General features: G+C 52.6%; 22 protein-coding genes and 1 tRNA gene. 8 read left to right on the top strand and 15 right to left on the bottom strand.

The annotated features are described in order from the left end of the window. The first annotated feature begins 44 nt into the window (after nucleotides 1–44). The 3 genes from HV243_RS19610 to HV243_RS19600 all read left to right on the top strand — a co-directional run bounded on the left by HV243_RS19610 (nucleotide 45) and on the right by HV243_RS19600 (nucleotide 2,392). Nucleotides 45–1,493 (top strand): EAL domain-containing protein, encoded by a 1,449-nt coding sequence (locus HV243_RS19610; RefSeq protein ID WP_046276289.1) that lies wholly within the window; start codon nucleotides 45–47, stop codon nucleotides 1,491–1,493. A 193-nt stretch (nucleotides 1,494–1,686) separates the two neighbouring features. After that, nucleotides 1,687–2,151 carry an isoprenylcysteine carboxylmethyltransferase family protein gene (locus tag HV243_RS19605; RefSeq protein ID WP_047417042.1) on the top strand — a complete coding sequence of 155 codons (465 nt, stop codon included), beginning with the start codon at nucleotides 1,687–1,689 and terminating at the stop codon, nucleotides 2,149–2,151. 165 nt (nucleotides 2,152–2,316) lie between these two features. Beyond that, nucleotides 2,317–2,392 (top strand) — tRNA-Thr (locus HV243_RS19600). Between the two features lie 251 nt (nucleotides 2,393–2,643). Here HV243_RS19600 and cbdX read toward each other — a convergent pair. From cbdX to puuD, 13 genes are all read right to left on the bottom strand, one after another. Continuing rightward, nucleotides 2,644–2,733, bottom strand: coding sequence for a cytochrome bd-II oxidase subunit CbdX (cbdX, locus tag HV243_RS19595; protein WP_016151902.1), 90 nt, complete (start codon nucleotides 2,731–2,733; stop codon nucleotides 2,644–2,646). A gap of 13 nt (nucleotides 2,734–2,746) precedes the next feature. Next, a complete protein-coding gene (gene appB / locus HV243_RS19590; RefSeq protein WP_053389440.1) occupies nucleotides 2,747–3,883 on the bottom strand; it encodes a cytochrome d ubiquinol oxidase subunit II in 1,137 nt (378 codons plus the stop codon). Nucleotides 3,884–3,894: 11 nt separating this feature from the next. Continuing rightward, nucleotides 3,895–5,439, bottom strand: coding sequence for a cytochrome bd-II oxidase subunit 1 (gene appC / locus HV243_RS19585; protein WP_053389441.1), 1,545 nt, complete (start codon nucleotides 5,437–5,439; stop codon nucleotides 3,895–3,897). An 89-nt stretch (nucleotides 5,440–5,528) separates the two neighbouring features. Continuing rightward, a complete protein-coding gene (locus HV243_RS19580; protein ID WP_053389442.1) occupies nucleotides 5,529–6,386 on the bottom strand; it encodes a hydrogenase expression/formation protein in 858 nt (285 codons plus the stop codon). Beyond that, the gene (gene hyaE, locus HV243_RS19575) at nucleotides 6,379–6,786 is read right to left on the bottom strand and encodes a hydrogenase-1 operon protein HyaE (protein WP_053389443.1); all 408 of its coding nucleotides are present in this window, start codon (nucleotides 6,784–6,786) and stop codon (nucleotides 6,379–6,381) included. The genes HV243_RS19580 and hyaE overlap by 8 nt, the downstream gene beginning before the upstream one ends. 5 nt (nucleotides 6,787–6,791) lie before the next feature. After that, nucleotides 6,792–7,373, bottom strand: coding sequence for a hydrogenase 1 maturation protease (gene hyaD / locus HV243_RS19570; RefSeq protein ID WP_046276295.1), 582 nt, complete (start codon nucleotides 7,371–7,373; stop codon nucleotides 6,792–6,794). Continuing rightward, nucleotides 7,370–8,104, bottom strand: coding sequence for a Ni/Fe-hydrogenase b-type cytochrome subunit (gene hyaC / locus HV243_RS19565; RefSeq protein WP_049042196.1), 735 nt, complete (start codon nucleotides 8,102–8,104; stop codon nucleotides 7,370–7,372). Before hyaC ends, hyaD begins: the two co-directional genes overlap by 4 nt. An 18-nt stretch (nucleotides 8,105–8,122) precedes the next feature. Continuing rightward, entirely contained in the window at nucleotides 8,123–9,916 is a 1,794-nt protein-coding gene (hyaB, locus tag HV243_RS19560) for a Ni/Fe-hydrogenase large subunit (RefSeq protein ID WP_016155782.1), read from the bottom strand. Next, complete coding sequence (gene hyaA / locus HV243_RS19555) at nucleotides 9,913–11,040, bottom strand: hydrogenase 1 small subunit (protein WP_046276297.1); 1,128 nt, start codon at nucleotides 11,038–11,040, stop codon at nucleotides 9,913–9,915. The genes hyaB and hyaA overlap by 4 nt, the downstream gene beginning before the upstream one ends. A gap of 208 nt (nucleotides 11,041–11,248) precedes the next feature. After that, entirely contained in the window at nucleotides 11,249–12,529 is a 1,281-nt protein-coding gene (locus HV243_RS19550) for an FAD-binding oxidoreductase (RefSeq protein ID WP_016155784.1), read from the bottom strand. A 2-nt stretch (nucleotides 12,530–12,531) separates the two neighbouring features. Next, on the bottom strand, nucleotides 12,532–14,019 hold the full coding sequence (gene puuC, locus HV243_RS19545) for an aldehyde dehydrogenase PuuC (RefSeq protein ID WP_016151912.1): 1,488 nt from the start codon (nucleotides 14,017–14,019) through the stop codon (nucleotides 12,532–12,534). 138 nt (nucleotides 14,020–14,157) lie between these two features. Beyond that, on the bottom strand, nucleotides 14,158–14,715 hold the full coding sequence (gene puuR, locus HV243_RS19540; RefSeq protein ID WP_016151913.1) for an HTH-type transcriptional regulator PuuR: 558 nt from the start codon (nucleotides 14,713–14,715) through the stop codon (nucleotides 14,158–14,160). Nucleotides 14,716–14,740: 25 nt separating this feature from the next. Further along, the gene (gene puuD, locus HV243_RS19535; protein WP_016151914.1) at nucleotides 14,741–15,505 is read right to left on the bottom strand and encodes a gamma-glutamyl-gamma-aminobutyrate hydrolase; all 765 of its coding nucleotides are present in this window, start codon (nucleotides 15,503–15,505) and stop codon (nucleotides 14,741–14,743) included. Between the two features lie 211 nt (nucleotides 15,506–15,716). Between puuD and HV243_RS19530 the strand changes: the two genes are divergently transcribed. The 3 genes from HV243_RS19530 (at nucleotide 15,717) to HV243_RS19520 (ending at nucleotide 19,640) form a co-directional block, all read left to right on the top strand. After that, nucleotides 15,717–17,135, top strand: coding sequence for a glutamine synthetase family protein (locus tag HV243_RS19530; protein ID WP_046276299.1), 1,419 nt, complete (start codon nucleotides 15,717–15,719; stop codon nucleotides 17,133–17,135). A gap of 387 nt (nucleotides 17,136–17,522) precedes the next feature. Continuing rightward, complete coding sequence (locus HV243_RS19525; protein WP_016151916.1) at nucleotides 17,523–18,911, top strand: APC family permease; 1,389 nt, start codon at nucleotides 17,523–17,525, stop codon at nucleotides 18,909–18,911. Nucleotides 18,912–19,076: 165 nt separating this feature from the next. Beyond that, entirely contained in the window at nucleotides 19,077–19,640 is a 564-nt protein-coding gene (locus HV243_RS19520) for a DJ-1/PfpI family protein (RefSeq protein ID WP_016151930.1), read from the top strand. A gap of 49 nt (nucleotides 19,641–19,689) precedes the next feature. Here HV243_RS19520 and HV243_RS19515 read toward each other — a convergent pair whose 3' ends face one another. Together HV243_RS19515 and HV243_RS19510 are read right to left on the bottom strand one after the other, a co-directional pair. Then, on the bottom strand, nucleotides 19,690–20,436 hold the full coding sequence (locus tag HV243_RS19515) for a class I SAM-dependent methyltransferase (RefSeq protein ID WP_053389444.1): 747 nt from the start codon (nucleotides 20,434–20,436) through the stop codon (nucleotides 19,690–19,692). Nucleotides 20,437–20,449: 13 nt separating this feature from the next. Beyond that, nucleotides 20,450–20,707: a YjhX family toxin gene (locus HV243_RS19510; protein ID WP_016151932.1), complete on the bottom strand. Its 258-nt coding sequence runs from the start codon at nucleotides 20,705–20,707 to the stop codon at nucleotides 20,450–20,452. Nucleotides 20,708–22,024: 1,317 nt separating this feature from the next. On the opposite strand from HV243_RS19510, the gene pepT reads away from it, so the two are divergent. Together pepT and dcuC are read left to right on the top strand one after the other, a co-directional pair. After that, a complete protein-coding gene (pepT, locus tag HV243_RS19505; RefSeq protein ID WP_016155790.1) occupies nucleotides 22,025–23,281 on the top strand; it encodes a peptidase T in 1,257 nt (418 codons plus the stop codon). Continuing rightward, a complete protein-coding gene (gene dcuC / locus HV243_RS19500) occupies nucleotides 23,278–24,639 on the top strand; it encodes a C4-dicarboxylate transporter DcuC (protein ID WP_016151934.1) in 1,362 nt (453 codons plus the stop codon). The genes pepT and dcuC overlap by 4 nt, the downstream gene beginning before the upstream one ends. The last annotated feature ends 334 nt before the right edge of the window (nucleotides 24,640–24,973 follow it).

Genomic DNA, 24,973 nt, shown 5'->3' with positions numbered 1-24,973 from the left:
AAACGAGGGACCTGCCATGCCATAAATTTAAGTTGGTGGTAACTATGAATACGAAAAAGGTTTTTCTGCTCAGTTATGATATTTTTCTTTTCTCAGGGATAAAAGCGTGGTTGCCAAATCTGGTGTTGGTCGATGCGCGGGCATTTATTTCTGGTTCACAGTCAATTATTCCACGGTATCCATCCTGTTTACTGGTGATCGATAACCGGTTACCATTATTCCAGGTCAGGAAGTGGTTTCAGAGAAATAGCACGCAGTTTATCAATATAAACTGTATTGTTCTTCGGATGAATGAAAATCGTTCTATTAATCGGGGGTATGAGGAGTATGCATTCATTAATGGACGGGAACTATCGGATCAGCTGATTTCTCAGTTGAGAGCCAATCTAATGGCTCCCAATGAGGTTGTGGAAGTCACTAAAGGTTCAGCGATATTTACTTTTCATTTGACTGAGTTTGAAGAGAAAATGCTGTATGCATCTTTCACAAAGGAAAAATTGCACGATTTTTGTCATGCTAACTCGATAACAATTAAGTCAGTGTATCGATATCGGGAACGAATTACCGCTCGTCTGGGATTTTCTCATTTTAATGAAACTATCATTTTTTTAACCAGGAATAATCTATTGCATGAAGGTTCCTCGACGAACAGTTATTCTGGTAAGAATGTAATATACGGCGAAGCATATGATGTCTCAGATTCTAGTCGACTGAGTATGGCAATAAGGAATGAAGAGATCATTCCTTATTTTCAACCCATCGTAAATATCAACGAAGATGTCTGTGGTGTTGAGGTTTTGGCTCGTTGGCCACAGGGGGATAATTATGCTATTTCTCAGCGTGAGTTTATACCGCTGGCTGAAAAAAGTGGTTTAATGAATGAGTTAACGAGCTATTTAATGAACACCGTCGCGCGTAATCTGGTCGACGGAAGCGAGGATTTCAATAAAACTTTATTCGTCTCCTTTAATGTTAGCCCATCAGGTTTAAGTAACCCCGTCTTTTATTGGGAGTGTCTTAATTTTATGGAAATAACGCAAAGGCTACCGATAAAATTGATGATTGAAATAACTGAAAACCAGACTCTCACTATTACTCCTGCAATCAAAGAGCTGATACGATCGTTGCGAAACAGAGGGGTTCTGTTTGCTTTAGATGATTTTGGGACGGGATACGCTAACCTTTGCTATCTCAATGAGTTAGACCTGGATGTTATAAAAATTGATAAAACGTTTATCAAAGCTATTAAAGAAGTTGAGCAACATATCCCTATGCTCGAGTCAATCATTCACCTTTCCGAACTCCTGGGGTTACGCATGGTGGCGGAAGGCGTTGAATATGGCTATCAGCAGCAATGGTTGGGGAAAAATAATGTTGATTACCTGCAGGGTTATCAATTTTTACCGCCAGTGACGTTTGATGATTTTATGCGTTACTACAAGCAGTCTTTAGATTTTTTTGAATCAGCGTCGGATTCTACTTTCTCAACGTAAAGCCTTTCGGGAACATCAGGGGCGGATGCCTCTGATTCTGGTATTTTTGTCGAGGTGAGTACGACAACTTCTGCCTGTCTGGTGAAGGCGATAGCCTGTTGTGAGTGAGGCATCGTTTGTTTATGTATCTAATACGGGGTATTTATAGCGGTATCAGCGTTAATTAAACCGATTCCAAGGTGAGTTCCTGGCCATGCGTCATTTCCTGACAAAATTAAGAGTCTGGTTTCCGCCGCCTCTTATCTTAGTACTTTTTCTCGTTGCGGATGTGCTGACGGCGAGTCCGCGCTTCACATTCGGCGGGGTGAATATCGTGATATGCGCATTGCTGGCCGGCGTCAGTCTGTTGGTGATATTGCATACCGCGTGGCAGATGCGGATGAAACGTACGACCCTGAATCCGCTGCATGCACATAAATCGACCACGCTTGTTACCGACGGATGTTACGCCTGGAGCCGCAACCCGATCTACCTTGGTATGAGTGGACTCCAGTTGGCCTTTGCTCTTTGCATCGGTAGCCTGACTGGAGTACTGGCTGTACCGGTGTTTATGCTGGCGGTTGCCAGATTACATATTGATTTTGAAGAGGAACAACTGCGAAAACATTTCGGGCTGGAATGGGAGCGCTATGAACAACACGTTCGCCGCTGGTTATAGTAATACCCGACCGCGTATAAGCATGCCTGTAACGACACGATTCGTGCGTAATTGAAACCGGATGATGCAAAAATAGGCGTTTGATTCGCAAGGCCATTGACGCATCGTCCGGTTAGTTTTAACCTTCTACCCCGTGCTCACATTCGTGGACATGTCCTTTTCAGGGCCGATATAGCTCAGTTGGTAGAGCAGCGCATTCGTAATGCGAAGGTCGTAGGTTCGACTCCTATTATCGGCACCATTCAATCAAGCAGTTACAACTCCACATCTTCAATGTAATCCCCTTCTTTTTGTCTCGCGCACTGGTTTAGCACTCTATAGCTTCTCATTTCCTTTCCGCTCTTCGAACACGTCCATTGCAGCACCACTCTGCGGTTTATAGAAAAGCTTGGTGCTAACCAGGGGTTGGGTGCAGCCATGCTGCTTTTGTGTGAACGAATAAAGACTCCCCGAATAAACAGGGGAGCCAGGAAGCGTAACGCACGCGCAGGGCTATTTCTGCCGTGACTCAAGCCAGACCAGCGCCAGCGTGGAGAGCGTGCACATCAGCAGAATGCCGACAAACCAAAACAGATACCACATCGTACAGTCCTCCCTAATAAAGTTCGTGGTTGTGGCGGCGGATGGTTTCTACGTTGATTCGTCCCAGCATCTTGTAATAACTCCACAAGGTATAAAGCAAAACTATCGGTAGGAAAATCAACACGATAACCAGCATGATACTGAGCGTCATCTGGCTGGAGGTACTGTCCCACACCGTCAGGCTAGAGAGTGGATATGCGCTGGATGGCATCACAAATGGAAACAGGGTGATTCCAGCGGTGAAGATCACGCAGGTCTGGGTCAATGAAGCAAACAGAAATCCCCACACGGCCCGACGTTGCCCGCAGGCATAGATCGCGAGCATTGGAAAAATCATGCCCAACAGCGGAATAACCAACAGTAGTGGTGAATTTTCAAAGTGCGCCATCCACGCGCCCGGTGCGGTCGTTACTGCCTTTAGTAGCGGGTTGGACGGACCATTAGGATCCTGGCTAAGCAGCACATAGCCGTCGATCCCCGTCCACAGCCAGTACCCGGCTAACAGGAAGCAGAGCACCACTAACATCGCGCTGCGGCGGGTGGCAGACAGCGCGCGCAGGTGAAGAAGGCCGTCGGTTTTCAACTGGAGCCAAACGCCCCCCTGCATAATGACCAACATCAGGCTTAATGCGCCGCACAGTAGGGCAAAAGGAGAGAGCAATTCCCAGAAAGTGCCCAGGTATTGCACATGTAATTGTGGTGTGAACACAAAAGGCACCCCCAGGAACAGATTGCCGAAGGCGACGCCGAAGATAACCGGTGGCACCAGGCTGCCGATAACCAACCCGGTGTCCCACATGGCGCGCCAGCGTGCATTCGCTATTTTACCGCGATAATCAAAGGCCAATGGACGAAAGAAAAGGGCGCACAGCACCAGAATCATCGCCACATAAAACCCCGAAAATGCGGCAGCATAGACGCGCGGCCAGGCTGCGAATAATGCACCGCCCGCCAGAATGAGCCACACCTGGTTACCTTCCCAGTGCGCCCCTACGCTATTGATTAACACCCGACGTTCATCATCGTTGCGCGCGATCAGCGGTAACAGGCAGCCGACCCCCATATCAAATCCGTCAGTGACCATTAAGGCCACCAGAATAATGCCAATCAGCAGCCACCAAATGAGCCGCAACGTTTCATAATCCAACATGATGCTCTCCTTTATTCTTGTTGTTGTGCCGGTTGTTGACGTTGCATCGCATCTGGACCAAGACGCGCGTATTTTTGCATCAGGTAGACTTCGGCAATTAAAAACAGGGTGTAAAGCGTGAGGATTAGCCCCATGGAGAAGGTCAGTTGGCCCGCGCTCAGCGCAGAGTGGGCGTACCAGGTCGGCAAAATATCCTGAATCGCCCACGGCTGGCGGCCAAACTCCGTCATAAACCAGCCTGCTTCAATGGCAATCCACGGTAGTGGCAGGCTCCACAGCGTTATGTGCAGTACCCAGCGATGCTGGTCGATACGCCAGCGTAAGGTCTGTATCAGCGCAATCGCCATCACCAGCAGTAGAAGGGAACCGCATCCGATCATGATGCGAAAGCTCCAGAACACGGGGGCGACTTGCGGAATAGCGCCGCGTTGTGCGGCCTGATATTGCGCTGGCGTGACATGGTTCATGTCAGGGGCGTAGTTTGCTAACAGGATGCCGTAACCCAGATCTTTTTCCACGGCGTGAAAAGCGTGCAGTAGCTGAGGCGTGCGGTTACCTTTGGCGATTTCCTGCATCAGCAACCATGCTTCCCGACCCCGCTGCAGGCGGGGTAGCGCGTCTGCCATCAGGTTCTTCAGCCCCGGAACTGGCGTATCTAAAGAGTGAGTCGCCAGGATACCCAGCAGGGCCGGTATCTTCACGGAAAAGGCGTTACGCTCTTGCTCCTGTTGCGGCCAGGCTATCACATGAAAGGGCGCAGGTGCCGGTTCGGTTTGCCATTCCCCTTCCATTGCCGCCAGTTTTACCGGCTGGCGTTGGGCGACCTCATAGGCTGAGCTATCTCCCAGTTGCAGAGTGCCGAGGATAGCCAGTGTGCCAAAGACGGAACCTACCGCGAAGGAGCGCAGGGCGAACTCGCGAGCGCGACCACGCAGCAGATACCAGGCGCTGATGGACATCACAAACATGGCGCCTGTGACATAACCAGACATCACGGTATGCACAAATTTCACCTGGCTGATGGGGTTAAAAACCAGCTCGCTAAAGCTGCTCATCTCCATGCGCAGGGTATCAATATTAAAGTGAGCGCCTGTTGGATATTGCATCCAGCCGTTGGCGTTGAGGATCCACAGGGCCGAGATATTGGAGCCAAACGCTACCAGCCAGGTCACCAGTAAATGCTGGTACTTGTTTAAGCGCTGCCAGCCGAAGAAGAACAGCCCCACGAATGTGGATTCAAGAAAGAAAGCCATCAAGGCTTCCATCGCCAGCGGAGCACCGAAAATATCGCCCACATAGTTGGAATAGAGCGACCAGTTAGTCCCGAACTGAAACTCCATGGTCAGGCCGGTCGCCACACCGAGCGCAAAGTTAATACCGAATAACTTTCCCCAGAAACGCGTCATGTCGCGGTAGACTGTTTTGCCCGTCACCACGAACAGGGTTTCCATGATGGCCAGCAAAAAAATCAGCCCCAGCGTCAGGGGAACAAACAGAAAATGGTACAGCGCGGTCAGCGCAAACTGCCAGCGCGATAAGTCAATGACGTCCCACATGCGAACTCCATCAGGCATTAGAGAGTGAATAGATAAGGAAGAAAACGCCAGACCCGCAGCAGAAAAGTATGCGGGTCGGGAGAAGGGGATCAGGCCGGCGGGCCGGATGCCAGCCAGCTACAGACTTCATCCAGGCGCTGGAGCGAGTCGAGCAGATCCTCTGGAGCAGCCAGTACCAGTTCCGGTAATGGACAGATCTCATAACTCTCGAGCAGAAGCCCTTTCAGGGTATCCAGACAGCGCACATGCCAGACATGGCGCAGCGCCGTGGCGTCGATTTGGCTCTCGCCGTAGCCGATGGTGCGGATCTGAATGCGCCCTTCGCCACACAGGCGGGAGAGGAACTGGCGATCCGCATCGCTAACCGGGAGTTGGGTGAGGTTAATGCTATGAGGTTGCGTGGCCGGATCGCGCACGTGCGCCAGCAGTTCCTGAGCCAGCGTCAGGCCATTCATCAACCCATCGACGGGCGGAGGCAACAGGCTATCGTCTGGCAGCGTCGTGATTGTTGCTGCCTGCCACAGCGCCCGTGGCGCACTGCCTGCCTCCAGATGCTCCTCCCATTGACCCAAGTCATTCTGGCAACGCACCCGCCAGATTCCGCAGAAAATAGACTCCTGAATCTCACTCGCCCTGCCGTCAGCCTGCTGGATACGCACGGAAACTTCGCCTTCGCCGAGCAGCGTATTCAAAAACGTGAGGTCGTCTGCGTCGAGCGTGGATAAATCCCATCCCAGCACGTTCTGTTTTGCGGGAATTTTCTGGCTAAGCTGGTGGCGCACGTCGGCTAACAATGCCATCACCGCCGGGCTGTGCGGACAGTTTTCCAGCCTCGCCATGCTGGGGCTGCTGTTGACCTGGCAGGTGAGGGGCAAGGGATTCATGCTGAAGCTGTCATCGCCCGGCTGGGTTCCCGGCCCCAGCAGATGAAAAAAGGTATCACTCATCTTGCAGGCTCCGGGGGATGTGTTCTTCAACGAGGGGGTGCATCAGGTTGAGCAGGTCGGCCCACGGATGGATGCCGCTGAGAATGCCGCGCAGCTCGCCGTGGATAAATACCAGCGTGGCCGGGAAGCGGAATACGCCAAAACGATCGCCGATAGCCTCGCTGTGCTCGAGATCCGCCATAGCGATTTGCCAGTCAAACTGGGGAAACTCGCGGAGCAACTCGGCAATCATTACCGGGTTATCGCTGACTTCTGGCGTGCGGCGGGGATCGCTACTGAGCAGCACCACGCCATCACGCACACGCGTTACCCAGTCATCCAGTTCAGATGCGGTCAGCGGTTGCCAGCCGCGCGCCAGCATGCGTTGCCATAGCGCAGAAAATGGTTTGTCATTCAACATGTTGCTTATCTCTCCAGCGTTACACGATACTGGCGAATACGCACGCCTTCATAGTTTTCCAGCGACAGGCATTCATAGTTCAGGCAACGCGTTTCATCGATTGTCTGTGGCGCGATGCCCCACGCGGCCAGTTGCCTTAGCGCGGCTTGTTCTGCCGCTGGGAGCTGAGCGCGCGCGATGTCGGTCAGGCTGCCGCCATAGTCGTCCAGCTGCACCGGCTGTAGTCCTACGAGGGCGATGTGGGCGGGCAGATGACCGCGAATCTCCGCCAGAGCAAGCACTTCGGAGAAGCTGTTCTGATGCAGACTCATTTTTTTGGCGCTGAGGTAACTGGGGACTTGTTCACCGGCGTAGGATTGCAAAGTGCCTGGTGCGAGTCCGTAGTCGATGGCGTCCAGCAGCAACAAATGGCTGGCCTGCTCAACGTAGCCCAGCAGATTCAGCCCTTGCGTGCCGCCGTCGACAATCTCTACCCATTCCGGCCAGTGATAGTGGGCGTACAGGCGTTCGGCAACGCGAATGCCAAATCCTTCATCTGCCCACAGCAGGTTGCCTAAGCCCATCACGATGACGTTAGGTTCGCTCATGACGCCTCCTTATCGTGCTGGCGTTTGGCAAATTTGTGGCTACGATAGCCGTTGATCATGGTTGAGATGACGGTATCGTCAGACATGATGTCCTCGCGGATAGCCATATACACATGACCGATGATGAAGGCGGCGATGAACCACATCCCCAACCGATGCCAGCTGTGGATATCGAGAGAGTTACCGCCGGTCCAGTAGAAGAACTCCGTCACATAGTGGAAGGGGGTAAAAATGGCGTACTGGCTATGCTCGCTGTATAAGGCAAAACCGGTGAGGATCATAAAAACTGATAGCAGGAAATAACCGAACATCGCCGCCTGCGCGACGGGGTTATGGCCGATATCTTCTCCCGGTTTTTTTTCCAGAAACAGATACCAGCGCACCACCGAAAAGGCACCCTGCCACCAACTGCGACGCCAGACAGGCACGATAAACAGCTCGCGTGAATAGCGATTGCCGACGAAGGCCCAGTAAATGCGACCCAGCAGTATCACCGTAAACACCATGGCTGCGGCGAAATGCACTAACCGGATGTCGCCCATGTAGAACAGGTAAGTGGCTTCGCCGTTGACCGACGGCAGTGGTCGGCCAATGAAGTATCCGGTTACCATCAAAACCAACATGCAGCCCACTGTCAGCCAGTGCCACAAGCGTACGGGCGCTTCAAACACATAGTGGCTGACGGCGGTATCACGCGCCTCCCCGACGCGTGGGGATATCTTTCCAGTCATCGTTCCGTTCCTTAACGCTTAGCGAACCTGGACTGCGATAAGTTCGCTGCCGTCGTCGCCGAGGACGTGGGTTGAACATGCCAGGCAGGGGTCGAAGCTGTGCAAGGTGCGCAGGATTTCCAGTGGTTGATCCGGTATCGCCATTTGGGTGCCCATCAACGCCGCCTCGTAGGCGCCAATTTGCCCCTTCGGATCGCGCGGGCTGGCATTCCAGGTGGTCGGCACTACGCACTGATACACATCGATCTTCTGGTCGCGAATCGATGCCCAGTGACCGAGTGCTCCGCGCGGCGCCTCGGTAAAACCGATCCCACGGCACTGCTGCGGCCAGCTTGCAGGCTCCCATTTTTCGGTATTCGCCGTAGCCAGATTGCCGTTTTTCAGATTGGTCATCAGCTTGTCGAAGAAATATTGCAGCTTGCTCACGGCCCACTGCGCCTCGTGCGCGCGGCACAAAATGCGCCCCAGCGTCGACTGCATACCCGACAGCGGCAGTTTGAGTGCGGACATCATGCGATCGACGGATTCAATCGTGGCGGCATCCCCTTTGTGATAGGCAATCAGCGTACGCGCCAACGGTCCAACTTCCATGGCGTGTCCGCGCCAGCGCGGGGCTTTAATCCACGAGTAGCGTTCCTGTTCGTTGAGCTGCTGGATATCGGTATCGCTGCCTTTGACATCGCCGGGGTTGTACCAGGGTTCAGTAATCCCCTCGAACGGGTGGCGACCTAATTGATCGTCCGGATAACGGTACCAGGCATGATCGACAAACTCCTGAATTTGCTGCTGATCGGCCAGATCCACCGGCATGACGTTGTTAAAATCACCGTTAATGACCGCGCCGCCAGGCATCAACAGGCTCTTCGCGCTGAAGTCGTTGGCAATATCCGGGAACGCGCCGTAGCTTAAGACGCACTTATCAGACAGCCCGGTGCCAATCTGGCTCCAGGGTTTGTTGAACTGGCCGATAGCCAGCGCGTCAGGAACCATGACGTTGTTGATGAAGTCGGCGGTGCGGGTGATGATCGACTGTACCAGGTTAAGACGTTCCATATCGACCGCGCCAACCGCGCCGCTCTGATCGATATTGATAGCGCATGGCATGCCGCCGACAATCCAGTTAGGATGCGGATTCTTGCCGCCAAACACCGTATGGATTTTGATAATCTCGCGCTGAAAATCGAGCGCTTCCAGATAATGGGCAAAACCCATCAGGTTAGCTTCAGGCGACAGTTTGTACTGCGGATGTCCCCAATAACCGTTGCGGAAAATCCCCAACTGACCGCCGTCGACAAATTTCTTCAGGCGGTTTTGTACGTCAAAGAAGTAGCCCGGGGAGGACATCGGCCAGGCTGAAAGGCTTTGTGCCAACTGTGATGTTGCGCGCGGGTCGGCTTTAAGGGCATTCAGAACGTCAATCCAGTCCATTCCGGCTAGCTGGTAAAAGTGGACCAGGTGGTCGTGGCACCACAGCGTCGCCAGCATAATATTGCGAATGATGTTGGCGTTGTCGGGCACCTTGATGCCAATGGCATCTTCAATGGCATAGACCGATGCGAGCGCATGTACGCCAGTGCACACCCCGCAAATTCGTTCGACAAACGCCCAGGCATCGCGCGGGTCGCGCCCTTGCAGAATAATTTCCAGTCCACGGAACATGGTGCCGCAGGACACCGCGTTGGTGATGATGTTCTGCTCATCAATGTTCACCTCACAACGCATATGCCCTTCAATGCGCGTAATGGGGTCGACAACCAGGCGCCGGCCGGCATTATTGACCGTATATCCCTGGGTTTGATACGAATTGCTCATGCCTGTTTATCCTCATTGTCTGGCGACTGTTGTCCGGCGTCGGCTAATTGCTGTTTGTGGCGGTTATGTTGATTGACGGCGCTGGCGACTGCGTGGACACCGACGCTGGCGGCCACCACGCCAAGCGCGGTGAGGCCCACGGTATCGGCGGTTGAATGCGTCCCCATCTGCGGGATATCGACCACGCGGCTGTAGAACGAACCGCGATCCCAGAAGCCGTTCTCTGAACATCCCAGACACCCATGACCGGACTGGATGGGGAAAGAAACGCCGCCATTCCAGCGGGTGGTGGAGCAGGCGTTATAAGTGGTAGGCCCTTTGCAGCCCATTTTGTACAGGCAATAGCCTTTTCGGGCAGCGTCATCGTCCCAACTCTCAACGAACTCCCCGGCGTCAAAGTGGGCGCGGCGGTAGCATTTGTCGTGAATACGCTGACCATAGAACATCAGCGGACGCCCCAAACGATCGAGTTCAGGCAGACGATCAAACGTCACCATATAGGTAATGATGGCGCTCATGACATCCGGAATCGGCGGGCAGCCGGGCACTTTCACGATTGGTTTATCGGTGATCACCTTATCGATCGGCGTTGCCTGGGTTGGATTAGGCCGGGCGGCCTGCACGCAGCCCCAGGAGGCACAGGTTCCCCAGGCGATAATCGCGCTGGCGCCTGCCGCGGCTCTTTTTAGCTTTTCAATAAACGGTCGCCCGCCGCTGATGCAGAACATTCCTTGTTCACCCAGCGGAGGATTGCCCTCGACGGCCAGAATGTATCGGCCGTGGTAGCGGCTCAGAATGTCTTCAAATACCTCTTCGGCCTGCGTTCCGGCGGCGGCCATCAGGGTGTCGTCGTAATCAAGAGAAATCAGGGAGAGGATGACGTCTTTGGCGAGTGGGTGAGAGGAGCGGATAAATGATTCAGTGCAACAGGTGCATTCCAGCCCGTGGATCCAGACGACCGGGATCCGGGGTTTGTTTTCCAGCGCCCAGGCTATTCTGGGCGTCATTGCGGCTCCCAGCCCAAGCGATGTTGCTGCGAGGCTGCAATATTTGAGAAAACTGCGTCGACTCACCCCTTTGCGGCGCATCGCCTGATAAAAGGTCTCCTCGTTATTCGTATTCATAACACGCGTTTCTTCCCCCGTTGAGTTCTGGCCACGTCGCCAGCGATAATCTAAAAAAGCCTATCCGATCAGCGGGGAGAAACAATGTAAAGTGTAGGGTTATGTCCTATTGCGATATTTTCGTGCCCGTTACCTGTTTTTCACTGTCCGGGAATAAAAAAACGCACAGGGGAGACCGCCCTGTGCGTCGGGTTTATTGCGGAAGAACTTAAACCCCAAGGCGATCGCGTAAGCTGTAATATGCCGCCCCCATGGCGGTAAACGGAATGCGCAGGCTGCGCCCCCCCGGGAACGGGTAGTGCGGCAGTTTGGCGAAAGCGTCAAAGCGCTCGGCATCCCCGCGCAGCAGTTCAGAAATCAGACGTCCTGCCAGGTGGGTACAGGTCACGCCGTGGCCGCTGTAGCCCTGCATATAGTAAATGTTGGTATCAAGACGGCCGAACTGCGGCATGCGAGATAGCGTTAACAGGAAATTACCGGTCCAGCGGTAATCAATTTTTACCCCCTGCAATTGCGGGAAGGTTTTCAGCAGTTTCGGCATTACCAGACGTTCAATATCGTCTGGATCGCGGGCGCCGTAGACCACGCCGCCGCCGTACAACAGGCGGTTATCGCCGGTCAGACGGTAGTAATCCAGCAAATAGTTACAATCTTCTACACAGTAGTTTTTTGGAATCAGCGAGCGCGCCATCTCTGCAGACAACGGTTCGGTAGTTAACACCTGTGTGCCGCATGGCATGCTGCTTTTTGCCAGCGCAGGCTCCAGTTTGTCGCCGAGGTAGGCGTTGCCCGCGACGATCACAAAGCGGGCCGTAACCTGACCTTTTTCGGTGCTGACCACCGCCGGGCTGGTGTGCTGGATACGGGTGACCGGCGACTGTTCGAAGACGCGCCCGCCGTTCAGACGAATGGCGTTAGCTTCGCCAATCGCCAGGTTCAGCGGATGAATATGACCACCGCTGTGGTCGAGCAGCGCGCCGACATAACGATCGCTGCTGACTTCGCGACGAATTTCGCTGCTGTCTAACAGTTCAAGCTGCGTGTTGCCGTAGCGTTCCCAGTTCGACTTCTGCTCCTCCAGCGTTTCCATCTGCTTGTGGTTCAGCGCCACAAACAGTCCGCCGGGGCGATAGTCGCATTCGATCTGATAACGCTTGATACGTTCGCGGATGATATTACCGCCTTCAAACATCATGCTGCCAAGCATTTTGGCGGCGTCCGGGCCATAGGTGCGCTCGATGACGTCGATATCGCGACTGTAGGAGTTCACCAACTGACCGCCGTTACGTCCGCTGGCCCCGAAGCCGATACGCGCGGATTCCAGTAGCACTACGTCGTAACCCATCTCCGCTAAGTGCAGGGCGGAGGAGAGTCCGGTATATCCACCGCCCACGACGCAAACATCACAGCTAACCGACTCGCTAAGGGTGGGAAACGGTTCGTACTGATTGGCGCTTGCGGCGTAATAACTGCTGGTATGTTCAGTCATGATTAAGGCTCCAGGGAGATCCAAATGGTTTTCAGTTCGCTAAATTTTTCCAGCGCATGCAGGGACTTATCGCGCCCGTTGCCGCTTTGCTTATAACCGCCGAACGGCACAGTCATATCACCATCGTTGTAGTTATTAACGAAGACCGAACCGGCCTTCAGGCGACGACTCATGCGGTGGGCGCGCGACAGATCGCGGGTCCAGACCGCGGCCCCCAGGCCGTAGTCACTGTCGTTGGCCAGCGCCAGGGCTTCGGCTTCGCTGCTAAAACGGGTGACGACCAGCACCGGGCCGAAGATCTCATCGCGGCTGACGTGGGCTTGCGGGGCTGTATCGACAAAAATAGTCGGGCCGATAGCCGCTGGGTGGACGTGGCTGCGACCATCCAGCGCCAGCGTGCCTTGCGCTTCACCGTCGCGAATAAAACCGTGCACGGTGTCGGCATGCGCGTTGTCGATAAGCGTGCCCATCGTGGTTTCCGGATCCAGCGGGTTGCCCGGCTGCCAGTTTTTCGCCTGCTCTTTCAGCAGGGCGATGAACTCGTCGGCAATACTCTCTTCCAGTAACAGACGCGTACCGGCGATACAGACCTGACCCTGGTTATAGAAGATGCCTGCTGCAGCATTGGCGGCGGCTTTCGGCAGATCAGGGCAGTCGGCAAAAACGATGTTGGCACTTTTACCACCGGCCTCCAGCCAGACGCGTTTCATATTGCTGTCGCCAGCGTCTTTGAGCAGTTGCTTGCCGGTGCGGGTCGAGCCGGTAAAGGTGATCACATCAACATCCGGATGCTGCGACAACGCCTGGCCCGCTTCGTGGCCATATCCGCTCACCACGCTGAGAACGCCATCTGGCAAACCTGCTTTTTTTGCCAACGCAGCAAGGCGAATGGCGGTCAGCGGTGATTTTTCTGAAGGTTTGAGGATCACGCTGTTGCCTGCAGCCAGCGCCGGGCCAAGTTTCCAGCAGGCCAGCAGCAGGGGAAAATTCCACGGCACGATGGCCGCAATGACGCCTACCGGCTCGCGCACAATCAGCGCCAGATCGCTCACCGAGGTGGTGGCCACTTCGCCATAGACTTTATCTATTGCTTCGGCGTACCAACGGATGGCGCGTGCCGCGCCTGGAATATCATCACGCAGGCTATGGCGAATCGGTTTACCGGTGTCGAGCGTTTCCAGTAGCGCCAGCTCCTCGTGATGCTGCTCCATTAAATCGGCGAACTTGTGCAGGACTGCCTTGCGCTCTGCGGGTGATGCTTGCGACCAGTCTCCGCGTTCAAACACGGTGCGGGCTGCGGTGACCGCGCGGTCTACATCCGCTTTTTTGCCGCGGGCGACTTTGGCGAGCGGGCGTTGTCCTGCCGGATCCTGCGTAATAAAGGTTTCGTTATCGGCGGCTGCACAATATTCGCCGTTAATAAATAAACGGGTCTCCGGCGAATAATGGCTGGCTTTTTCACGCCAATATTTAAGATTCTGAAAGTTCATAGCTACTCCTTTTATATCAATAAGATAAAGTTCGTTGCTGATCTTTTTCAGGCAAAATCAGGCTGCACGATGCCCCAGGGATGTACCCTGTTAATGCGCGTTATTTAAGAAGGCCTGAGAAACTCAGGCCGCTACTTATTAGAAAGTGGTAGGAGTGTGGGCACTGATGATGCGGCAGATCCCTGCCGAGGTGTTGCTGAAGCTATGTGGTATACCGGTGTTAATGGCATAACTTTGTCCTGCAACAAGATGATACGTTTGACCGTTGATGGTCAGTATCACTTCACCTTCCAGTATTGTCCCAATCTCTTCACCCTGGTGTTTAATTCTCTCCCCGGTTGTCGTACCTGGCTGATAGGTTTCAAACATCATGGCCAGCGTACGATTCGGATTTCCGTTGTGTACCAGCTTCATGGATACTCCCTGACTCCCGATCTCAATCAAATCATCTTGATTGATAACCACCTGCGGTTCGTCAGGCTTTTCCGGTTCCGCGAAGAACTCGGAGAGCGACAGCCCATAAACTTTCAATAGCTTTTGCAGCGTACTGATGGCAGGACTGACTTTATCCTGCTCTATGGTGCTGATGGCGCTATGCGTTAACCCAGACAGTTCGGCGGCACGACGCTGTGAAAGACCCAATTGCTGGCGGATCTCTGACAAACGTTTACCCGGCGCCAGGCCGTCATCGCTCATAATTGCATTTCCTTAACTGTAGTGGTCAGAGTCGCTGTTTTTCAGCGAGGTGGTTCTGACAAGCGGTGATAAAACCTTCAAGTAACAAACGCGACAGGGCGTATTCGCTACTGTTCCATTCCGGGTGCCACTGCACGCCAAGCGCGAAAGGATGGTCGTGAACGCTGGCTGCTTCCACTAATCCATCCTGCGAGCGAGCTTCCACGCGCAGTTGCGGGCCAAGGGTTTTTGCGCCCTGACCATGCAAGGAGTTAACCCAAAACGTGCTGCAACCTGGTATTAGCTGAGATAGCAATCCTCCCTGTTGAACCTGGACTTCATGAGATGGCGCATATTGCTGCTCCACCGGGAGTTCCGCATCTTCACGATGTTCCAGGAACTGTGAGTGATCGCACAGGCGACGATACAGAGTCCCGCCAGTGGCGACAACTAATTCCTGTAAGCCCCGGCAGATGGCGAAAATGGGAATGCGCCTTTCGAGCCCGGCGGTAATTAGCGCCATGCTCAGAAGATCACGCCCGGGATCGGCGTCAGACTCATCGCCATTTTCACCATAAAGGTGCGGCTGCACATTGCTTGGGCTTCCTGGCAGGAAGATACCATCCAGTTTCGGTAACAGCGCGTTCAGTAATTCGGGTTCCGCAAGCGCATGGGGAATCGCTATCGGTAATCCACCGGCGTTCAATACTGCATTCAGGTACTTTTCTTGCAGAGTCTGGGTCTCGTGACCCTTAAGCCTGTTCCTACACATCACTACACCAATAACTGGCTTGTCAAATATATTGCCCATGATCGACCTCACGTTTTGGAATAAATTATTGCCAAACGGTTCCTTGTTATGCCATTCCGTTCATTATTTTCTCAATCTAGCAGTGGAATAACCTTCTAGCAAACTTAATTTAACATTTGACAAACAATTTGTTTGCATCCAGAGTCGAAGAGTGGACATTATATTTAACAGTCAAATCACAGAACAGCTTACAGGCCAACGGCGGTGAATCATGGAAACCAATATCGTAGAAGTTGAGAATTTTGTTCAGCATTCTGAAGAGAGACGAAGTAGCGCGTTTGCGCGTGAAGTTAAGCAGTATCTGGAGCGCTATCCCAACACGCAGTTCGTGGATGTGCTGTTAACCGACCTGAATGGTTGCTTTCGTGGTAAACGCATTCCCGTTGCGGGATTACACAAGTTAGAGAAAGGCTGCTATTTCCCGGCATCCGTTTTCGCGATGGATATTCTTGGCAATGTGGTCGAAGAGGCGGGATTAGGCCAGGAGCTTGGCGAACCGGATCGGACCTGTGTCCCGGTGCCTGGCACGTTAACGCCTTCGGCCGCCGATCCGGAATGTATTGCGCAGATGATGCTGACGATGCTGGATGAAGATGGCGCTCCCTTTGACGTTGAGCCGCGGAACGTACTTAACCGACTCTGGCAGAAACTTCGCCAGCGCGGTCTGTTCCCCGTCGTAGCGGTAGAGCTGGAGTTCTATTTACTCGATCGTAAGCGCGATCCCGAAGGTTATCTGCAGCCGCCGTGCGCGCCGGGAACGGACGATCGGAATACGCAAAGTCAGGTTTACTCGGTTGATAACCTGAACCACTTTGCTGATGTGCTGAACGATATCGATGAACTGGCCCGTTTGCAGCTGATCCCGGCTGACGGCGCGGTGGCTGAAGCCTCCCCTGGGCAGTTTGAAATCAACCTCTACCATACCGATAACGTACTCGACGCCTGCGACGACGCGCTGGCGCTGAAACGCCTGGTACGGCTGGTGGCGGAGAAACATAAGATGCATGCCACGTTTATGGCAAAACCTTATGAGGAGCATGCCGGTAGCGGAATGCATATCCACATCAGCATTATGAATAATAAAGGCGAGAACGTGTTGGCCGATGCGAATGGCGATGATTCCGCGTTACTTAAGCGTGCGCTTGCCGGGATGATTGATCTGATGCCCGCGTCAATGGCGCTGCTGGCGCCGAATGTGAACTCTTATCGCCGCTTCCAGCCGGGGATGTATGTTCCGACCCAGGCTTCCTGGGGGCACAACAACCGTACGGTGGCGCTGCGCATTCCCTGCGGCGATCGTGATAACCATCGGGTTGAATATCGCGTGGCGGGGGCTGACGCCAACCCGTATCTGGTGATGTCGACCATTCTGGCGGGGATCCTGCATGGTCTGGATAACGAGCTGCCGTTGCAGGAAGAGGTGGAAGGCAACGGCCTGGAGCAGGAAGGGCTACCGTTCCCGATCCGCCAGAGCGATGCGCTGTGGGAGTTCATGCAAAATGACAGTCTGCGTGAGTTGCTCGGGGAGCGTTTTAGCCATGTGTATCACGCCTGTAAACACGATGAACTGATCCAGTTTGAACGCCTGATTACCGACACTGAAATTGAGTGGATGCTGAAAAACGCCTGACAGGAAAGTGGCCCGGCGGCGTAATGTTTGTCGGGCCTGTACGCATTGTTTAGTCATTGAAAAAAAGAAGTCGCATCATGCGGTCTGAGCGGAGCCAGCCCGTCAATATTGCAGGATCACCTGCCATTTCCCGGATGTCGCGTAATGGAGCGGCTTGCGACAACGGGTCTTCAGATAACCGACAGAGTTTGTGACGAGGAAATGTGATGATGCCAATGTTTAAAAACCCGCCCCGCGTGAGCATCCATGGCTCCCGCAGTAAGTACGGACCGCATCTGTGCCGTGCAACATTGACGCCTTTCTTTTGGCTTTCCACCCCGACACGACCCAGGTCTGCTGTACCCACGTTTCGAACGCAGATCTGGGCCCGTGGCGGGGAGGAAAGCTATGTCGACTAATTCTTCTGTGGATCTCGCGGCCCAGCCGGGCAAAGCACAGTTGCGTAAATCCCTCAAGCTGTGGCAGGTGGTGGTGATGGGGCTGGCCTATCTCACACCGATGACGGTATTTGACACCTTTGGTATTGTTTCGGGAATCAGCAATGGCCATGTTCCGGCCTCCTATCTGCTGGCCCTGGCGGGCGTGCTGTTTACTGCCATCAGTTACGGAAAGCTGGTACGCCAGTTTCCACAAGCCGGTTCGGCCTACACCTATGCGCAAAAAGCGATCAACCCGCATGTGGGGTTTATGGTCGGCTGGTCGTCACTGCTTGATTACCTGTTCCTGCCGATGATTAACGTCCTGCTGGCGAAAATTTACCTTTCCGCGCTGTTCCCGGGCGTTGCGCCATGGATTTGGGTAGTGATGTTTGTAGCGATCCTCACCGCGGCCAATTTGAAAAGCGTTAATCTGGTGGCGAACTTCAATGCGCTGTTTGTACTGGTGCAGGTCGCGATAATCGTGGTGTTCATTGTTCTCGTGGTGCAGGGGCTGCACAAAGGCGAAGGGGTTGGGACCGTCTGGTCGCTACAACCGTTTATCAGCCAGAATGCGCATTTGATCCCGATTATCACCGGGGCGACCATCGTCTGCTTCTCGTTTCTCGGTTTTGATGCGGTAACCACGCTCTCTGAAGAGACACCGGATGCCGCGCGTACCATTCCAAAAGCTATTTTCCTTACCGCGCTTTACGGCGGACTGATCTTCATTGCTGCCTCGTTCTTTATGCAGCTGTTCTTTCCGGATATTAGCCGATTTAAAGACCCGGACGCGGCGCTGCCGGAGATTGCGCTGTACGTCGGCGGCAAACTGTTCCAGTCTATTTTCTTGTGTACGACCTTTGTGAATACGCTGGCGTCAGGTCTGGCGTCCCATGCCAGCGTTTCGCGTCTGCTGTACGTGATGGGCCGCGATAACGTCTTCCCGGAGAAGTACTTCGGCTATGTCCATCCGAAATGGCGTACACCCGCGCTGAACGTCATTATGGTCGGGATTGTGGCACTCTCGGCCCTGTTTTTTGACCTGGTAACCGCCACGGCGTTGATTAACTTTGGCGCACTGGTGGCCTTTACGTTCGTTAATTTGTCCGTGTTTAACCACTTCTGGCGTCGTGAAGGACGTAAGCATACCTGGCAGGAAAAGTTGCACTACCTGGTATTGCCAATGGTCGGCGCCGCCACCGTTGCCGTACTGTGGGTGAACCTGGAGGTGACATCGCTGACGCTGGGACTGGTATGGGCTGGCGTGGGGTTGGTGTATCTCGCCTACCTGACCGGACGTTTCCGTAAGCCGCCGCCGCAGTTTGACGCCGCGAAATCTGAGCAGGCCTGGGAGTGACAGAAACTTCAGGTATTAACAACAGGGCACGCCGTCAGGGGCAACCACCTTCAGACGTCCGGTGACGGCGTGTCCTGCGGTATTTATTAATGTCGTGAAATGCGTGGGCTATAGTAAAGATGGCCGTTATTTCTCATCATTAATAACCGTGAGCGGGGGATGTGAATGAAGAAGATACTGATGCTGGTCGGCGATTATGTCGAAGATTATGAAACGATGGTGCCTTTTCAGGCATTGCAGATGCTGGGCCATCGTGTTGATGCCGTCTGTCCGGATAAAAGTCAGGGGGACTACGTTCAAACCGCTATTCATGATTTTGATGGGGCGCAGACCTACAGTGAAAAACCGGGCCATCGTTTTACGCTGAATGCAAATTTTGCCGAGGCGCGGGCCACCGATTACGACGCGCTGCTGATCCCCGGCGGACGTGCTCCGGAATATCTCCGGCTGAATCCGGATGTCATTAAGCTGGTGCAAGATTTCAACGCTGCCGGTAAGCCTATCGCCGCGGTCTGTCATGGACCTCAGCTGTTAGCGGCGGCGGGGGTGTTAGAAAACCGGACCTGTAGCGCCTATCCGGCCTGTGCGCCAGAAGTTCGTCTGAGCGGCGGGCATTACGCAGATATCGGCATTGATCAAGCCCACGTGGATGGCAATCTGATTACCGCGCCTGCATGGCCCGCGCATCCGCAATGGCTGGCTAAATTTGTTGAAGTATTAATGAAGTAAGCGATGAAAAAAGTCGGTATAACCTGCCTGGTTATACCGACTGTAGATATTACCTCTGTATGAGTGCGAATACGCCCCAACCAATGTACTCCCGGGTGAAGGCTACGTGGCGTGTTGGTGAACTCCTCAGTTGCTCTCTGACTTCCGGGGCAAATTCATCGTCCGGATTTGCCTCCAGCCAACGGCGCATCGTCAGCCATTTTGCCGCCTCGTATCTGTCCCAACCCTCTTGGTCAGCCAGCACCATTTCAACCACGTCATAACCGAGCAGGTCGAAAGATGAAACGAGCTCTGGCAGAGAAAGAAAATCGGTCACCGAAGTCGCGCCGCAAGCCTGGGCGATGCTCTCCGTTGCAGGCGTCTGACGCCAGTAAGGTTCGCCGATGAGCATAATTCCGCCTGGTTTGAGACTTTGTTCCAGTTGTCTGACCGTTCCAGCGACGCCGCCGGCAATCCAGGTCGCACCAACGCAGGCGGCAATATCGAATTTTTCTTCGGCGATATAACCTGTTGCATCGGCATGAATAAAACGCACGTGCTCATTGACACCCAACTCTTTGGCCCGCAGGGTGGCTTGCTCACTGAACAGCCGGCTCATATCGATACCCACGCCGGAAATACCGTGATCGCGTGCCCAGGTGCACAACATCTCACCCGAACCGCTGCCGAGGTCCAGAATGCGTGTTCCCGGTGCCATCCGTAAAACCTGGCCTAACGTGGCGTATTTCTTTGCGGTGAACGGATTATGAATGCGATGTGCGCTTTCGCTGATGGTAAAAATCTTCGGGATATCCATCTCTCTCTCTCCTTTAGCGATTATCAAGTTGGGCGCGAACGTTGTTCAGGCCGGTCGTATTAATACGGTAGGGCTGACCATTGACGGATTTGATCAGTTTCTTGGTTCTGAGCTTTTTGAACACCTCGAGCGTGCAGTCGCAGAGCAGCAACCCTTCACGGCTATAGCATTCGACGGAAGTGACGCGGCCAGAGGCATCGCGGACGTGAGCAATACGGCCACCTTTGGCGAGAACGTGTAAGGTACGTTGTTCCTGACGGGATAAATTCATACTGGAAAACCTGTTTAATCATCATGTGCAAAACGTGCAAACACACAGCGGTGTCCGCATTCGAATTCGGCGCATTGATAACCAGTCCGGCCTGAAAAGGTCGGGAAGCTGATTATCAGATGATTACATTCTCCAGCATCAAAGCCTCGGGTTGAGTTGAAAGGTATTTACATGCTGAATCATACCTGCAAGAAACAGTAGAGGAACTTCCTTGTAGTGGAAGTGTGATCTGTAACGAAAAATTGTATTTCTTTTATTTAATGACTTTTTAATTCTCGTTATGTAAATCGCATTTATTCATTAAATTAATTTAATGTTTCAGCGTCGCCAGAAACGCTATCGGTAGCCATACAGCATTGCTATTCTTTTTTTATCACCTCATTGATTAGTATGATTTACTCTTTTTACTGGTTAATTTTATTCTTTGATAAATGCTCCTTTATCATAATTGTGGTTTTAAATGAAATTTGCAATTTAATGTTTTTAAGAATTTTCTTAACGTGGCTAAGTGTGTATACTCGGTCCTGCAAGAAGCGCTTCTGTTATCATTAAAACTATAAGTATGTCCTTAACACCCGTATTACCTCTGCCCTGAATCTCTTCTCGGGGGAGAGGTTTTTTTTGCCTGTATATTATTTAGCTTATCGTCATAAATAGAAATTTTAATATTATCGTTATTGATGTTCACATTATTGGTTACGACGATTTAGCTCTACTGACCCCTACGGCAATATTGAAATAGTATCAGCCTGAATCTATTTCATAGTGAATAGTATAATTCTGGCTATGTTTATGTGGGTATTATATAGCTTTCCTTATAACTGCCTTTTTTTCAGCGCGATAGAAGTTTTTTGCTTTTGAGGTAATTGTGATTTTGTTCACGGATTTTAGTGCGCGAAGTGGCTATTTGTAGAGAGGTGCAAACGGTTGCATGTTGCTGATACAGTATTCGTTCATTAAAAAAATATAGCGATGGTATGTCTTATGCCAGTACAGAGTACAGGAATCTAAATGATTTCTATTATCTCATAGGTATAGGGATGCCGTTTATGACTTCTGTTAGCTTAACACCATGGGAAATAGCAGTAAAAACAGACAGGGAATATGATTTTATCAATCAGAAAGGAGTTTTTTAATCGCAGATATAATCACTGGCCTTTTTATCTTCCTTTATATAAATCGTTGTCGTAATGCCCATAAAATCAGCGTTCTGGGATGAGCGCTGATTTTATTTGGTTCTCAGATTATTTACTCCACGCTGCATGCAGAACACCTCTCGCAGTACCTCATAAATGATACATTAAAGGATCTCCTGGAATGGATATTGTTGAACGCTTTATTAACTACACGAAAATCAATACCACGACATCAAGGGAAAACGGCGCTAATGGGATAATGCCTTCTTCTCCTGGTCAAATGGAACTGGCAAAACTGCTTGCAGCAGAACTTGAAGCATTAGGAATGGAAAACATTGAGGTCAGGGATACCGCTATAGTGACGGCAACCTTACCTGCAAATACCGATGACACGATCCCAGTGGTCTCTTTTTTTGGTCATCTGGATACCAGTGCGGAACAGACCGCAGACACCAAAGCACAACGCCTGCATTATCACGGCGGGGATTTATGCCTGAACAAAGAGCTGAATATTTACCTGCGCGAAAGTGAATTTCCGGAACTGAAAAATTATATCGGTGATGACCTACTGGTGACCGACGGGACCAGTCTGTTGGGCGCTGATGATAAAGCAGCCATCGCCGCGATTATGAATGCTCTTGAGTATCTGGTCGCACACCCGGAAATAAAACATGGGCCGGTAAAAGTGGGTTTTGTCCCGGATGAGGAACAGGGCTTGCGTGGCGCAAAAGCCTTTGATGTTGCCGCGTTTGGTGCTGATTTTGGCTATACCCTGGATTGCTGCGGTATCGGTGAGTTTGTTTACGAGAACTGGAATGCGGGCGATGCGGAAATCATCTTTACCGGCCAGTCCGCACACCCGATGTCGGCCAAAGGTAAGTTAAAGAATTCGCTGCTGATGGCGCATAAGTTTATTGCCATGCTCCCAGGGGGAGAAGCGCCTGAATATACGGAAGGGCGCGAAGGGTATTACTGGGTAAAACAGCTACAGGGTAACAGTGCCCGCACGGTACTTAAGCTGGATATCCGCGATTTCAGTGAAGAAGGTTATAAGGCGCGTATGGCGTTTATTCGCCAGCTTGCCGTCAGCACCTGTGCCCTGTGGGGGGAAAACAGCGTGGTCTGTCATTTAGCCGATCGCTACGCGAATGTGTTGAACAGTTTGCAGGGGGATGCTCACTACCCGATTGATATTGCATTCCGCGCGTATCAGAAATGCGGCATAACGCCCGCACCTGTCGCCATGCGTGGCGGGTATGATGGCGCGGTACTGTCGCAGAAAGGATTGCCGTGCCCGAATATTTTTACCGGTGCTCATAACTTCCATTCAATTTATGAGTATCTGCCGGTGCGTTCTCTGCGGGCCGCCAGTGATGTGGTGGTGGCGGTGATTGAGGAAACTTATACTGAGTTCGCGCAGCGGAGAGCTCAGTCATGATTCAGGTGTTAATCGCACTTCTGGTGATCGTGGTGGTCGCGCGTCTGATTCTGAAAGGTTACCGCGCTGAACCGGTGCTCTTCATTGCGGGCTTAGTCTTGATGATTTGCACCGCGTTAACCGGATGGGGGTCCGTATTACCGAAGGGGGTTGCCAGTACGGGAATTTCCTTTCTCGATCCTTTCGAGGTAATGCGCGATCTCTTCAGCACGCGCGCCGCCGATCTCGGCCTGATGATCATGGCGTTAATGGGATTTGCGCATTACATGGATCATATCGGCGCAAATGAGGCGGTCGTGCGGGTAGTAACGAAACCCTTACGGGCGCTGCGTTCACCCTATGTGCTCCTCTTTTTCTCCTACCTGCTCGCCAGCCTCCTGCAGTTGGCCATTCCTTCTGCAACCGGGCTTGCCGTGTTGCTGATGGGGACGATGTTCCCCATTATGCTGGGGTTAGGGCTCTCAGCGGCCTCGGCTGCCGGGGTCATTGCTACTTCGCTTGGCGTGGCTTACACCCCGACGGCAATCGATGCTATCAGGGGCTCTAAAGCAGTGAATATGGATGTAGTGGAATATGTTGTTTACCACCAGGGACCCGCCGCGCTGGCAACGGTTCTGGTTGTCGGCGTGTGCCATTTTTTCTGGCAGCGGCATTGCGACCGTAAAGCAGGGACGTTACCGCGGGAAATCGGTAGCGCAGAAGTGACTGATTCAGGAAAATCCCCGGCTTTTTACGCGCTGCTCCCCATGCTTCCGATACTGATGGCAGTAGGGTCATCCGAAATGTTCGTCAGGGGTATCAACCTGAATATTATCACCATTGTCCTCATTTCAATGACCATCTGTATGCTGATTGAATGGCTGCGGGTGCGTGATTTAAAGTCGGTCTGCGAAGGTTTCAGCCATTTCCTGAAAGGAATGGGCACTGCGTTTACCGGTGTGGTTGGACTGTTGGTTGCGGCAGGGGTTTTTGCTCACGGAATTAAAGTCATCGGTGCGATCGATCAGCTCATTCTGATGGCCGAACACGTGGGATTACCGCCGTTTGCCATGGCGGTTGTATTTGCGCTGGTGACGCTGGCCGCGGCGATCATTATGGGGTCGGGGAATGCGCCATTCCTCGCCTTCGTTGAGCTCATCCCGCAAATTGCCGCCAGTATGGGCGCTAACGCCGTTGCCATGATCCTGCCGATGCAGCAGGCATCGCATATGGGACGGGCCATTTCACCGGTATCCGGTGTCGTGATTGCCGTTTCCAGCGGAGCGAAAATAACCCCATTCGATGTGGTGAAGCGTACCGCCGTACCGCTGATTGTGGGGTTCGTTACTCACACCCTGATCATCGGTATTTTCTATTAACCGTACCAGCGACAAGCCAACCTCCGGTTCATTGAATCCGGATGTTGGCTTTTTGAATTAGGCGAAATTTAAAAGCGTTAATATTACTGATACCTGTATAAAAAGCCTGGCCTGCTGCTGTGAGGCTGTCTGTCGCTCAGCGGAGGATAAAATGCGATTTCATTAGGATGTTTAATGGCTGTTTAGCGTTGAAATGGGTGTTTGTCTGGTGTGCCTGGTCAAAACTATCAGGATATTTCTTCTAATCAGCAATTTTTGAAGTTTTATGATGATCATATTTTTAACAGTAGGTGGAATTGATAACCTGTGAGTATTATTAGTTTTTATCTTTATC

It is taken from the genome of Citrobacter sp. RHBSTW-00599, assembly GCF_013784065.1.
GTDB classification, from domain to species: domain Bacteria; phylum Pseudomonadota; class Gammaproteobacteria; order Enterobacterales; family Enterobacteriaceae; genus Citrobacter; species Citrobacter braakii.
This window is presented reverse-complemented; position numbering and strand designations above follow the sequence as displayed.